A 14473-nucleotide genomic window follows, 5' to 3' on the forward strand; every position below is an offset into this window, starting at 1 on the left:
TCTCCAAATATTTATTTATTATTTATTATTTATTGCATTCCAATATACTTTTTCTAACTTTTCATTATACTTTTCTGAATTCATTAACTCGTTTTCTATTTGCTGCACTTGAAGATTTTCATTAAAAATTCGAAATGCATACTTTTCAAATTCCGAATCATTTTTAGCAAAAAATCCATTTTTCCCATGAACAATAAGTTCATTCAAGCCATCAGTTGGATAAGTAATTATGGGTACTTTTAGATGAATAGCTTCAATGGCAGCCATCGGAGTTCCCTCAAATTTTGAACACATTATCATAAATTTACTTGTACTTAAAATTTTATAGGGATTTTCTACAAAACCTATAAATTCAACTTGACTAATTACACCGTTATGTCTGAAAATATTCTCCATTTCATTTTTATATGGTCCTTCTCCAATAACTGCAAATTTCACTTTTTTATCTATTTTTAAAATAGACGCAGCAACTTCAGCAATCTTCATTGGATTTTTTTCAAAAGATAATCTTCCTAAATATACAAAATCAAAGTTATAAGTTTTTTTATCTTTATTAACATAATTAAGTAGGTTTTTTTTATCTATAAAATTGTATAAAATCGATGTTTTTTTATAGATGTATTTAGAATATTTATAATCTCTTAAAACACTATTAGAAACAGCAATTATATGTTTCACAAAAAAGCTAGAATATAAGTACATAATTGATTTTATTGATATTTTTTTCATTTTATCGGAATTTCCATGTAAATGCGAAATTACAGGAATTCCCTTTGAATACAGTACAGAAAAGAATGTTGCTCGAATATCATGTGCATGAATAACGTCTGGTTTTATTGAGTTTATTGCTTTTCTAAAAGAATCTTTTGATTTTAAAGAACTCAATTCTACATGCTTGATGTTATTTTTTTTTAATACTTTATTTATTGATCCATTAGGTGAACAATAATACATTTCAAAAGAACCAGAACTATTGTTTATAACTTCAATAACTACTTTTTCAGCACCCGAAAATTGATTAGTGTTCAATACGTGCATCACTCTAATTTTTCTCTCTCGCATTAAATATTACCAACTTTTCCTAATGAATTTCTATTTTTAATCCCGTATACATTTAATAGTTCTTTATTTACATTTTCTACATTAAATTTCATAACTTTTTTAAAATTGTAATTTCCGAATTTATTCAAAATTTCTTCATCTTTTAAAAGATGATTTATTTTAAATAAAGTTTCACTTTGATTATATAGATTTATATATATACCACCTTTGTTCTCATCAATTAGATCAATATTTCCTCTTATATTTGAGCATAACACCGGTAATTTGTTGCTCATTGCCTCCATTATAGATACTGGTAATCCTTCTCTTTTAGATGGGAAGACAAACAAATCTGCCATTAAGTACATCTCTTTTACATCCTCTCTAAATCCAAGAAGAAATACTTTATTCGTCAAATTCAATTTTTTTATTTTTTCATTGTAATAATCAAACATTTCTCCCTGTCCACAAATAACGTAAATTATATTTTTGTCTATAATATTGTTGCTCATTATATCAATTATATATTCATGATTTTTATTATCATTTAATTCACCAACAGATAACATAACTTTAGAGTCTACAGGAATGCCTAATTCTTTTCTTATTTTCATTTTAATATTCTCATTAAAATTATGATGCGAATTAATATTTACACCTACTCCAGGTATATATTTAACTTTATTAGGATTCAATTTTCTCTTTGCAAAATAATAATCTTCAAGATTTATCGTAATTAGTGTATCAGTGTATTTAGCTAATATTTTTTCTATCGGATAATAGATCAACCAATTTTTTTTAGGGGCTCCTTTAAAAAAGTGAAATCCATGAGCTGTATAAATCACCTTGTTTTTACTTAAAGTTCCTATAATTCTTGCACACACTCCCCCAATAGGCGAATGAGCATGTATATAATCAAATTTAATTTTTTTTGTTATTTTTAATAGCTGCAATATAGCTTGAAAGTTACTACTAAAATTAAAAACATTCCTATCAAAATCAACTTGGTAAAAAAGAACATTCATTTGAACAAGTCTTTCTTTTAAAGAAACAATTCTTTCTTCGGTACAAGTATTTCCCTTTATAAAATTAGTTGCTATATGAACTTCTACATTCTGATTTTTTAATAATTCAACATTTGACATAATAAATTGATCTATCATTGATGCTACAGAAGAAACAATTAGAATTCTCTTCATTTTATTTTCCCTTTTTTTCTGTTAAATTTATTGACTCGTAAAAACTAAATAAATTGTACTTTTCCTTATACTCACTAATTTTTTTTTCATAATATAAATCACCAAATATTTTAGAGAAAATTTCAAATTTATTTATCAATTTATTAAAAACATAATCATTAATTTCTATATTCAGAACTCTCTTTGAATTAACTTTTGCTATAGTATTGAAAAGAATAGATGATCCTACTAATTCATTATTTTGAGGATGAAAAGTTCCGTATTCATTATTTTTAATAAGCAGATATAAGAATTCGCAGAGATTTTTAACATAAATCATACTTTTCTTATTATTGTTTTTTAAAAATAATGGTGAAAATTTAGCTAGTTTTGATAACTTTGGATAATTACCTTTGGATCCTTCTCCATAAATCATTGGTGGTCTTACTATAACAATTTTAAAAGTATCGTCTTCAAGTTTTAACAGTTCATTTTCTGCTTGTAATTTACTTTCGCCATAAAAATTATCTGGTTTAATACAAGTTTCACTATTAATAGAACTTCTTCTATATTTAGAGTTTCCAAAGACAATTATGCTACTTAAAAATATAAATTGCTTCACTCCAGATTTTTTAGCTTTTAATGCAACTTCTAAAGTAAGATCTCTATTAACTTTAAAATATTGTTCTTTCATTTTAGGGTTGGTTGAGACATGTGCAATTCCTGCAGTATGAACAACTGTATCTACATCATAAAAGTTCTTTTTTCTCCATTCGTTATCTCTCATACCTACTAATTCAACTTCGTAATTCATATTTTTCCTTACTATCCACTCCGATAGTTCATTTCCGACATAGCTATTTTTACCTGTAATCAATATCTTTGTCATTTTTTTACTCCTTACTACTAGCGGCTTCTTTAGAAGCTATAGATCCTGTTCCACCTTCAATAACACCATCGCTCTTTAAAACGTTAAATACTGTCATAATGAAACAACGCACATCTATCAACAAACCAATATTTTTTGCGTAATCTCCATCTAGTTTTGCTTTTACTTCTATTGGTAGTTCATCGCGCCCATTAACTTGAGCCCATCCTGTCAATCCTGGTAATATATTATTTGCTTTATATTTATCTCTTTCATTTATCAAGTCATATTGATTCCATAAAGCAGGTCTTGGGCCAACAAAACTCATTTCACCTTTTAAAATGTTAAAAAGTTGTGGTAGTTCGTCTAAACTAGTTTTACGTAATATTTTACCAACACGCGTAATATACAAGTCTGGATTAGCTAAAAGATGTGTAGGCGTGTCGTTTGGTGTCTCAATATACATTGTTCTAAACTTAAAAATATTGAAATATTGTTTATTTAGACCAACTCTTTTTTGTTTAAATAATACAGGACCACGTGACTCGAGTTTAATCGCAAGGGTAATACATACAAGTAAAGGTATTAAAATGATACAAGCAATACATGCTAGTATGAATCCTAACGGTCTTTTGATCATTTTATAGTTCATACTAAGCCCTCCTTATGTTTTAAACTAAATTTTCTTCTCTAACTTCAATGTCATTTGCAATATCAAGTAGTATATTTCTTAAATGTATCGCAGAATTTTTATGACGATCTATTAAATGAAGAGTATTCATGATTGGTTCTTTTTGTTTTGTTCTTCCCACAAAAATTTTGGGGTAGATTGCTTCAGGATCTACTTCTCCTTCTTTTAACAACTCTTCATACATCTTTTCACCTGGTCTAATCCCGGAAAATGCAATCGGCATTTCATCTTCTGTAAATCCACTTAGTTCAATCATATTTTTAGCTAAATCAACAATTTTTACCGGTTCACCCATATCAAGCACAAAAACTTCTCCGCCATCTGCTAAAATTCCTGCTTGGATGACTAAACGGCTTGCTTCCGGAATCGTCATAAAGAAACGTGTCATATCAGGGTGAGTTACCGTAACCGGACCGCCCGCTAAAATTTGCGACTTAAATAGCGGAATGACTGATCCACGACTTCCTAATACATTTCCGAATCGAACTACAGCAAACTTGGTGTTGCTTCGTTGTCCTAAGTCTTGCACAATCATCTCTGCGATTCGTTTGGTTGATCCCATGACATTAGTAGGATTAACTGCCTTATCAGTCGATATCATGACGAATCGTTCGGCTTCAAAAATATCGGATACTTCTGCGATATTTTTAGTTCCATAAACATTATTTTTAACAGACTCAAACGGATTTGCTTCCATTAAAGGTACATGCTTATGTGCTGCCGCATGAAATACAACATGAGGTTTATGTAGTGCAAAAACGTGCTCCAACCGCGAACGATCTTGAACATCCGCAATGATTGGTACTAAATTAATCGGAAGTTGTAAACCCCTCAGTTCTCGCTCAATTAAATAAATACTATTTTCTCCATGACCTAATAACAATAATGTTGTTGGATTGAATTGAATAATTTGTCGACAAATTTCAGAACCAATTGATCCACCAGCCCCAGTCACTAACACCGTTCGACCTTCAATTTCCGACTTTATACCCGAAATATCTAATTCAACTGGTTCTCTACCCAATAAGTCTTCGATTGAAACATCACGAATCGCATTAACAGAAATCTTTCCAGTTACTAACTCTTCAATCATTGGTAGTGTCTGAACATCTTTACACAATGATTTTGCTTCAGTAATCAATTCAATTCGCTTTTGTTGATTTAAAGAAGGAATCGCCAACACTATAGCCTCTATGTTGTGTTTATCAATGATCAACTTTAAATCATTCGTCGTACCAACTACTTCTATTCCCTGAATTCTAAAGTGCATATTCTTAGGGTCATCATCTACAAAAGCAATAGGCTTCAGCTCGTGAAAAGGTGACAAATATAACTGACGGACAAGCGCTCTTCCCGCTCTTCCTGCCCCGATTACCAATGTCCGTTTCCTTACTTTAACTAAACGACGCGGCAAGGCATATTTACGCCAATGTTGGCTAATTCCGAGCAACCGTAGTGCTAATCGAATTGCACCTAGTAAAAGTAACGCGATACAAAAACTTAAAATGGTGATCCGCTCAAACACCTGTCCAAAAAACATTTTTTGATAAAGTATTAGTCCAATCGAACTAGAAACTAAAGATAAAGAAAGAATCAATGCTTCTTGAATACTGGCATATTTCCAATTAACTCGGTATAACTTCATAAAAAATGCAATCGTCACAAACAATAAAGAAAATAGTACGGCTGATTGAATTAGGACATGACTATCAATGAGATTGAATAGCTCTCTTGGATACAAGAAAAAGTATGTAAATGCAATTGCTATACAAAGAGCTACCGCATCAATACATGCTAATGTCAGCGTTCGATAATAGTAGTAAAATTTCATTAATTACACTTCCTTTCTCTTCAAGATCGAAGTTGTATTTATCATATTTTTTAGAATTCATTAATCATGTTTTGATTGAGTCTATTTCAAATCCCTTTCAATTACTCAAATTAAGTAATCATACTAATGAGCATTCATTTTCTCACTACCAATTTATAAATATAATTCCATACTTTATGTAAATTAAGATACCATACAACTTATTGCATTTTCTATAAAGTTTTCCATAATTTCATAATGTAAGCGTTAACATAGAAAAAAGAGAGTGCTGTTTCACTCTCTTTCCCTTACCTTAACAAAAAATGTTATACCCATTGTCCTTTCCAATTCTTTTCAATTGGGTTTGGTGGGTTAATCGTAATTAGCTGATTCAACAAAACTGCTTCATTGTTTTCATAAATTTCATCAATCAGCCAGTCTTCTAATTTTTTTTCAAGCACTCGTTCACATTGCTTCCAGTAAAAAGGGCGTTTCTCGATATGGTGTGCATCACTAGCAATAAGATGGGCTTGTGCATTTTCTAACAGAGCCAACGCAAAGCGTTGCACATCCTTACCGTACGTTCCAACTAAACTAGCACATGTGACTTGACTGATTGCACCATTCGAAATCAATTCAAATAATAGGGACGGATTTTGAATGATTGCCTTGTTCTTTTCCGGATGCGCAACAATCGGAATGTAGCCATCTGAAATCAATTCAGCGAATACTTGGCGCGCGTATGATGGAATCCCACTTGACGGGAACTCAATTAAGATGTAGCGCGACTCATTCAACGTTAATGCTTGCCCTGCTTCTATAGCTTCCATCAACTCACCAATCAAACGAATCTCATGTCCTGGATAGACAGTGATTGGAATATCACGTTGTTTCAATAGCACGTTGAATTCATTCACTGTCAATTGTACGTCGACGTCTTCTGTCTCGAATTGCGGATGATAGAGATGTGGTGTCGCGATGATCCGTGATACCCCCTCGACAGCAGCTTGTTCTGCTAACTGTAACGCGTGCTCGACACTAGACGGACCGTCATCGACGAGCGGCAAGATATGACAATGGATATCAACCATGAGAATGTCCCTCACTCATAAGAATAGTAGTATTGATACGCTGAATCATCTGTCAGTTCACGACGGTTCAAGACGACTCCAAGGATCTTTGCTTCAGCGAGATCGAGTTGTTCTTTTGCTTTTAAGACACGTTGACGATCGGACGTCGTACAGCCGACGACGAGTACGACACCATCCGTCAATTTAGATGTAATGCGACTATCTGCCACTTGTAGCAATGGTGGTGCATCGAAGATAATCACATCAAAGTCTGCTCGTAGTTGTGATACAAGGTGCTCCATTGCACGTGATGATAATAACTCTGCTGGGTTCGGTGGAATCGGACCTGCTGTCAAAATGGATAGGTTATCGACCTTTGTCGGTAAAATGGCTTTTTCTTTTTCTGCCTGACGTGTCAAAAGACTTGATAAACCTAAACCATTTGCAACTTTGAACGTATAGTGTACTGTTGGACGACGCATATCCGTATCGATGATCAAGACTTTTTTTCCTTGTTGCGCGTAAGCGACTGCAAGGTTTGACGCTGTAGTTGACTTACCTTCTCCTTGTGTGGCTGATGTAACAAGGATAGATTGAATTTCACGATCGACGGCCATGAACTCAATGTTCGTCCGGATTGTTCTGTATTGCTCAGCTATTGGCGATTTTGGTTGTGTCAAAGTTATTAATTTACGAGCATCTTTATTCATTTTACTTTTCTTAGCCATATTGTTTGACCGCCTCTCGTTTGGCTGCTTTTGATGAAGACTTGAATACTTTACTATCAATATCTGGAATACTACCAAGGACCGGTAGATCAAGGATTTGCTGCACTTGATCCTCTGTACGAATCCGACGATCTAGTAATTCGCGCAAGAAAGCAAGACCAATACCAAGAACGAAACCGATTACAGCTGCAATCGCTGTATTTAAGATGATATTCGGACTAACCGGTGATGTTGGAATACCTGATACCGATAGGACTTTGACATTGTCTACATTCATAAGATTTGTAATTTCGTTACTAAATATTTTAGATACTTCGTTTGCTACATTAGAAGCAAGTACTGCATTAGTACTCTGTACAGACACATTAATTACTTGAGAATTTTGTTCACTTTCAACTGTAATCATGCTATTTAAAGCACTGACACTATTTGGTGCATTATCAACCTTTTCTTGGACTTTTTCTAAAATTGCGGGACTTTTAATAATAACCCGGTATGTATTAACTAATGTGACAGATGACTGGACTTGTTGCGCATCAATGATGTTGTTCTCTTGTTTCTTCGGTGTGACGAGGATTTGCGTTCCTGCTTGGTAGGTCGGCTTAATTAAAAAACTACTGACAGCAAACGAAATCAAGGCTGCTACAATCGTTAGCGCTAGAATCCGCCAAAACGATTTACGTAAAATTGAAAATAATTCCTGCAAGCTAATCGTTTCATTCATGGTTTAATTATTCTCCTTTATTTGTCTAATTCAACGTTTTCTAACACAACTAAAAGTTATTATAACAAATTTTTGGGAAATGGTTGATGTTTTTTTAGGAAATGTCATACGTTTTTTGAAAAACATTGCGTATAATAAAATATGAATTGTTCCAATTTTACATTCATTCCTGCAATCAGACATAGGAGGATTTTTTATGCACCGCTCGCTTCAAGCCTTACAATTTTATACCTCTCACTCTGCTGAGGATATTTCTCGGCTGCATGAACGGATCCGTTCAAGTCTTTCTTCGACGGAATCCCTGACCGATACGATGATTCGCATCACAGGTCAACCGCCACTCATTCCCTACGAAGAAGATACGGTGACTGCGGCGGAATGGGAAGCATTTCTCAGTGGAAAACATCATCCCGTTCTCGCTGATTTTTATGGTACGCTCGTTGCTCGTCCTCTACTAGATGAAGATGGTCCGCTTCCAGATGAAGAGGAAGAAGTAATTCCGACACTCTCACGAAGTCATCGGGAACCTGAATCCAAACGTCGTAAAAAAGAGAAGGATATTCCACATGCTGGTGCTAAAAAACCAGTTCCATGGGGCTGGATTACACTATTGATTCTTTGTTTCTTGCTCGGTGCCGGTGGAACATACGTCTACTCGACATACTTCGCTCATTCGGCAGATACGACACCAAAAGCAACGGTGGAAAAACCAGTTACCGTCGAGAAAACAAAGGAAAAGAAACCAAAAGAAACTGCTTCTCCTGTCGATGATGTACTGTATGTCAAAACACGTTCGAGCAATATTTATCAAGAAGAATCAATGACGACGTTACTCTACGAAGCTGACTTTGGAGACGGATACCGCATTGTTGAGAAGAAAGACGGTATCACAGAAGTGGAACTATCCGATGACTTAACAGGATTTATCAAAACAGCTGATACAACGAAACGTTTGGAAGGTGAACCGCTCGCTGACGAAACACTCCTAACTTGGGTGAACGATCAACTCGATACAAGCTTCGTTACAGGTACACTCATTGACCTTATCGGTAAAACAAGTGCAGAGTTGAATAGTCTTTATGGACCAGCTGATCGGACATTCGAAGATGAATTACACGATTATGTATTTTATGGTGATCATTTCTTTGTTTTAAAAGATGACCGCGTCATTGCGATCGATTGGACGAACACGGATATCACGAATGCGCAACTCGCTTCGCTTGCTCCGCTTCAACTCGAAACAGAAACAACGGGCCTCATCACGAGTAACTCATATCGACTGCAACGCTTTGAAAAAGAAGGTACGGTTAGTCGCATTCGCTTAGCTGAACAATCGTTCTAAAAGAAAAGCACCAAATCCTCGTGGATTCGGTGCTTTTTATCATTCCATATCAAGTGAATAACGCAATGCTGTTTGTGTTTCTTTCAATGAATCGTCTGTCGGATGCCAGTAGTAAATGCCGTCTCCCTCTTTTCCACCCGTTCCTTCAAGCTGCAAGTTCTTTTGGTTACGGAAGGCATCCATATAATCAAAGGCAAGCGTCCGCATCGGTTTGAAGGAGACGTTCGTTTGAGCGTTCTTTCCGACGACATCCATGATCGCATTGAAGTTTCCGACTGATACATCAGATGACAATTTGTTCGCAACTTGGGCAATGACTTCACGTTGTCGCATCTGACGACCGAAGTCACCACGTGGATCTTCGTAACGCATCCGCGTGAATTTCAATGCAGCTGCTCCATCTAAGTTATTTTTTCCGACAACAAAATGCGTTCCATCCACAGTAAAGTCGATATCATTATTGACCGTCACCCCACCGACTGCATCAACTAGCGACGTGAACCCTTCCATGTTGATCTCCGCGTAGTAGTTAATCGGGATATTGAGGAACTTTTCGACTGTCTTGATTGCCATTTCCGGTCCACCGAATGAATAGGCATGGTTGATCTTATCATTCGTTCCCTTACCGACGATATCAACCTTCGTATCCCGAGGAATACTGATCAACCGGCTTTCGTTTCGTGTCGGGTTCAGGGTCATGACCATGATTGAGTCACTACGTCCGCGCTCGCCTGGTCGTTGGTCGACACCAAGCAATAGTACGGAGACTGGCTTTTGTTCTTCGACGACCTTGTCTCCCGTGTTCTTAACCGGCGACTGAATTTTTTTTACCGTCTGGTCGACTTGATAATATGTATAGCCGATGAATCCGCCGACACCGACAATGAGGACAAGTGCGATTAATAGCATGATCTTCAGTGGTGTCCAGCGTTTTTTCACTTTACGTCTTTTTTTAACTCGTTCCAACTGCGTCCATTCCCTTCTGTGTTTTGCTTCTCGTTAATATCGGTTGTGTATAAAAAGACTTACAGTCCGAGTATAACGAAATTTGAGAGTGATTTGTAAAAAACGGGAAAAGATGAAAAAAAGAGCCTATCGGAAGATAGACTCTCTTACTTTTTTATAAAGAACTTTGATTTGCTACGATATATGTTTTTTTATCGTAATCATAATTCATATTGACGTATTTCAATTCTTTTGTTGAAGTTGGAAACACATATGTTTTCATTAATGACTTAATAGCAAAGCCCATTTCTATTTCTTTTTTATCTTGAATTGGTGTCCAATCCACAGAGGTAACTGATGTCCATTCTCCTAATCCATCACCTGTTAAAATAGCATCAAGTTGCTTTTCTGTCATGTCTGTTTTTATTTTTTTACCTTTTACTAACTTCATTTTGCTCTCTCGGTATCCTGATTCTTTAAAAATGGTCAACGTCTTCTGTGTTAAAAGGTATACAGAACTTTTCTTTTTAGTCATAAAAATTAATCCTGTGACATCCATATCTGTTTTTTCATTTAAAAATCTATACATCTTAGTTTTATATCCTTGATTAGTAGTTGACATATCTGGATCTATCTTAAAAACTGTTGATCCACCTTTTGTTGTGATTTGTTTTTTATAGTCTTTCCCATATATGACTTTTGCTACTTGTTCAATTGTCATCCCCGCCTTTAAAGCTGTGTAACGATCGGTCACTTTTTTTTCCTCTTTCGTCGCAGCAGATGCTACGCCTCCGAATAAAGTCGTTCCTGCAAGTACCGTCGCTACAGCAACCTTCGTGAATGTTGTTTTCATCTGTAAGTCCCCCTTTTAAAATGTCTCAGTCTTGTGATCCACAACGACGTGCGTTCTCTTTTTTGTATCATATGCCAAATCAACATAAATCCGTGATTTCGTCGATTTTTGGAAGACATAAAGCTTTCCTTTATGAGTCTCGATCTTATACTCTTTGATTTCCTTTGTACTGAAGACGCTCCGCGCATCTCCCTCACTTAGTCCAGCCCATTCACCAAGACCTGAACCCGACAGCACAGCATCCAGTTGCTTCTCCGTCATGCCCGTCTTGATTTTAGCGCCCGCGCTTAACTTCCGTGTACTCTCGCGATATTCGGAATACGTCTTACGTCCTGTTTCAATATTTTTCGAGACGAGACGATAGACTGAATCGTTCTTTTTCGTCATGAAGCCGAGCGATGTTTCGGTAGGCGGGATTTTTGCTTTCGGATCATAGATTTCGTAATAGATTTGTTTACGATGGTCTGCTGTGAATTTGAGATCTTCTTTCATCTTCAATACTTGTGAACCACTTTTCGTCGTTAATTGCTTTTTATAATCTTTGCCGTATAAGATTTTTGCGACTTGCTCCATCGTCATACCCGCTTTAAGTGCCGTGTATTGATTCGTCGCTGTCGTCTCGACTTTCGTCGCCGCCGATGCCGTTCCACTAAAGAGTGTTGATCCCGCGATGATTGTCGCCACCGTGATTTTCATGAAGGTCGTGTTCATACTCTACTCTCCTTTTTAATACTGACTATGATCTTCGACACGATACGCTTTTTCTTTCGTTTACCGACTGGATATACTTCGTTAAAACTCAGGCGCCGTATCATTCGGTCCTACTATACGGATATTATCTACGACAAACTTTTTTCGTTCGTGACTGTAGGCGAAATTGATTTCTTTCCACTTATTTTTTTGTGTAGTCGGAAATACATAAGTCTTAATCCGATACAATTCCTGAAAGCCTCGACGAACTTCCTCTTTCGAATAGCCTGACGTCGTATTCATATTGGCAACAGTCGTCCAGTGACCTAGTCCTTTGCCCGTGAGCATTGCGTCGATTTGTTTTTCCGTCATTCCATTTTCCGGCTTCGCACCGTGTTTCAACTGACGTGTACTCTCACGGTACCCCGTCGTTGACTTCCGCTCGATGAACACGGCTTTGATGACCAATCGATAGACGTTACTTCTTTTCTTTGTCATGAAATGCAGGACAAGGCTTGGACCTTGCTTCACGGAGCGATCCTCCATCACTTGAATCAATTGCTTATGCCCTTCTTCGACTGTTTCGTCATTGATCGGCACGCGTAAAATCGTCGGCTGTCCTTTCCGATATCGAATGTGTTTTTTGGCTTCTTTTCCATAAAGTGTTGTAGCGACCTGCTCGATTGTCATCCCATGCTTTAAATCCTTATACAAGTTTGTTAGGCGCGTTTCTTCTTTTGTTGCTGCTAATGCTGTATCCGGAACTAAAAACGCTATCGCCAATAGTACGATCACCAACACTTTTCCTAGTGCTTTCATCATTCGCCCCACTTTCCTTATTTCACGAGCTGGACGGCACGATCAGCATTCAAGCGACCGTATCCGTACGTCGTGTCATAGCCCTTTTTGCCGAGGTCTTTCGCTGACTTGCGGAGGATCGATTCGACGTCCGTCACTTTGATACTTGGCTTTAAGCTATAGAGGACACTCGCGACGCCAGCGACATGCGGTGTCGCCATCGATGTACCACTCCAAAAGATCGATTCGCCGTCTTGTAAATAACTCGCGATATCTTGCCCTGGTGCGACGAGATCCAGTCCTTCACCATAGTTCGAGAACGAGGCCCGTTTATCGGACCGGTTCGTCGCTCCGACCGAGAAGGCATATTTCGACCGTGCCGGATAGGACAGTTTCGACGCCCCTTCGTTCCCGGTCGCTGCCGCGACGAAGATCCCTTTCTTGCGTGCTTCCGCTAAGGCATCTTCAATCGCCAGGGAAACACCACCACCGCCAAGACTTAAGTTGATCACTTTCGCCTTTTGTTTCACGGCGAACAGGATCCCTTTGGCGATATTCGAGTTCGAAGCATAGTTATTGCGCGAGATAACTTTGATCGGAATGATGCTCGCCCGGTCGTTGATCCCCATCATCCCGTAACCGTTGTTCGACGCTGCGGCGATGACACCGGCGACGTGTGTCCCGTGACCATGATCGTCATAGGCAAGCTGACGCTTATGAACAAAATCGTACCCGAGATCCATCCGGACACGTCCGGCGAAATCCGCATAGGTCGGATTGATGCCCGTATCGACGACCGCCACACGAACGGTTGAACGTGATTTGTTGGCAATCCGCTTGACCATCGCGTGATAACCGATGTCCGCTCCCTTAACGCCTCCACGCTGTCCGGTGTTTTTTAATGCCCACTGGACGGACTGGAAGGGATCGGTACTGAGTAACTTCATCGGTTGATCGAGTTCGACGTACCGGACGCCCTTCGTTTGTTCAAGTTGACGTTTGACTGCTATGGCTTGAATGAAGCTGTTGTAGGAGAACTTCTCGAGTCGTAACGTACTGTCGATCGTTTCGTGATGAGCGGCGCGCGACGTCCGTGATAACGTGCTCGCTTTCGTCGCCCCATTCAGACGGACGACGAGACTCGTCGCTTGTCCGGTCGTCGTCGATTTGGTCGCGTATTCACGAATTGGTTCGAGACGTTCGAGCTTATAGGGAATCGTGAACGCCTTATTCTTCGCTCCCGTCACTTCGATGTATTGTCGCCCACTCCACGTCAGTGGGAAAAAGAGCGTCTTTTTACTGTTCGCATACCGCGCATACGGATCTTTTTGTTTATATTCCGTCTGCGACGTATAGACCGTCGCTTTTTTTGAAGTATCGAAGGCGAACTTCAAATGTGTTCCACCTGATAAATAGGTCTTCGTATCAAAATAGAACAAGGCTTTCCCGCTCGCGTCGTACTTGCCTTTGATGTAGCCTTTTTTTGTTTTTGCTTCGATCGCCGGGACTTTTTTGGCAGTCGTAGCGGCTTCGGTCGCACTAAATGTATATGTACTGCACGCGCTCACGATGAGGGTGCTGACGATGAGTTTTTTCATACAGTTTCACGCTCCTATCGATGTATCCTTTTTCATTATAATGGAAAAAATTGATTTTTCTAGTTCTTTTCACCTTCATCAATCAATAAATTGATCGAAAAAAAGAAGCCCTGCTAGCGCAGGACTTCTCGACTACA

General features: G+C 37.9%; 14 protein-coding genes. 1 reads left to right on the forward strand and 13 read right to left on the reverse strand.

The features are described 5' to 3' along the window. Positions 1–18: 18 nt before the first annotated feature. From Q7C19_RS10345 to Q7C19_RS10380, 8 genes are all read right to left on the reverse strand, one after another. Positions 19–1062: a glycosyltransferase gene (locus Q7C19_RS10345; RefSeq protein WP_375092082.1), complete on the reverse strand. Its 1044-nt coding sequence runs from the start codon at positions 1060–1062 to the stop codon at positions 19–21. Further along, positions 1062–2240, reverse strand: coding sequence for a glycosyltransferase (locus Q7C19_RS10350; protein ID WP_375092083.1), 1179 nt, complete (start codon positions 2238–2240; stop codon positions 1062–1064). The genes Q7C19_RS10345 and Q7C19_RS10350 overlap by 1 nt, the downstream gene beginning before the upstream one ends. A gap of 1 nt (position 2241) precedes the next feature. Continuing rightward, positions 2242–3108 carry an NAD-dependent epimerase/dehydratase family protein gene (locus Q7C19_RS10355; protein WP_375092084.1) on the reverse strand — a complete coding sequence of 289 codons (867 nt, stop codon included), beginning with the start codon at positions 3106–3108 and terminating at the stop codon, positions 2242–2244. A gap of 4 nt (positions 3109–3112) precedes the next feature. Further along, on the reverse strand, positions 3113–3739 hold the full coding sequence (locus Q7C19_RS10360; RefSeq protein ID WP_375092085.1) for a sugar transferase: 627 nt from the start codon (positions 3737–3739) through the stop codon (positions 3113–3115). A 19-nt stretch (positions 3740–3758) separates the two neighbouring features. Further along, positions 3759–5609 carry a polysaccharide biosynthesis protein gene (locus Q7C19_RS10365; RefSeq protein ID WP_375092086.1) on the reverse strand — a complete coding sequence of 617 codons (1851 nt, stop codon included), beginning with the start codon at positions 5607–5609 and terminating at the stop codon, positions 3759–3761. A gap of 305 nt (positions 5610–5914) precedes the next feature. Next, complete coding sequence (locus Q7C19_RS10370) at positions 5915–6679, reverse strand: tyrosine-protein phosphatase (protein ID WP_375092087.1); 765 nt, start codon at positions 6677–6679, stop codon at positions 5915–5917. Positions 6680–6690: 11 nt separating this feature from the next. Then, positions 6691–7386 (reverse strand): CpsD/CapB family tyrosine-protein kinase, encoded by a 696-nt coding sequence (locus Q7C19_RS10375; RefSeq protein WP_375092088.1) that lies wholly within the window; start codon positions 7384–7386, stop codon positions 6691–6693. Next, positions 7379–8110: a YveK family protein gene (locus Q7C19_RS10380; RefSeq protein WP_375092089.1), complete on the reverse strand. Its 732-nt coding sequence runs from the start codon at positions 8108–8110 to the stop codon at positions 7379–7381. The genes Q7C19_RS10375 and Q7C19_RS10380 overlap by 8 nt, the downstream gene beginning before the upstream one ends. 196 nt (positions 8111–8306) lie before the next feature. On the opposite strand from Q7C19_RS10380, the gene Q7C19_RS10385 reads away from it, so the two are divergent. After that, on the forward strand, positions 8307–9452 hold the full coding sequence (locus Q7C19_RS10385; RefSeq protein WP_375092090.1) for a hypothetical protein: 1146 nt from the start codon (positions 8307–8309) through the stop codon (positions 9450–9452). 39 nt (positions 9453–9491) lie between these two features. On the opposite strand, the gene Q7C19_RS10390 is transcribed toward Q7C19_RS10385, so the two are convergent. The 5 genes from Q7C19_RS10390 to Q7C19_RS10410 form a co-directional block, all read right to left on the reverse strand. Beyond that, entirely contained in the window at positions 9492–10391 is a 900-nt protein-coding gene (locus Q7C19_RS10390; protein ID WP_375092091.1) for an LCP family glycopolymer transferase, read from the reverse strand. 181 nt (positions 10392–10572) lie between these two features. Continuing rightward, a complete protein-coding gene (locus tag Q7C19_RS10395) occupies positions 10573–11250 on the reverse strand; it encodes a hypothetical protein (protein ID WP_375092092.1) in 678 nt (225 codons plus the stop codon). Between the two features lie 15 nt (positions 11251–11265). Beyond that, positions 11266–11961, reverse strand: a complete 696-nt coding sequence (locus Q7C19_RS10400; protein WP_375092093.1) for a hypothetical protein — start codon at positions 11959–11961, stop codon at positions 11266–11268. 81 nt (positions 11962–12042) lie between these two features. Then, entirely contained in the window at positions 12043–12762 is a 720-nt protein-coding gene (locus Q7C19_RS10405) for a hypothetical protein (protein WP_375092094.1), read from the reverse strand. A gap of 14 nt (positions 12763–12776) precedes the next feature. Further along, the gene (locus Q7C19_RS10410) at positions 12777–14336 is read right to left on the reverse strand and encodes a S8 family peptidase (RefSeq protein ID WP_375092095.1); all 1560 of its coding nucleotides are present in this window, start codon (positions 14334–14336) and stop codon (positions 12777–12779) included. Positions 14337–14473 lie beyond the last annotated feature (137 nt).

It is taken from the genome of Exiguobacterium sp. PHA03, assembly GCF_041945985.1.
Lineage (GTDB): Bacteria > Bacillota > Bacilli > Exiguobacteriales > Exiguobacteriaceae > Exiguobacterium_A.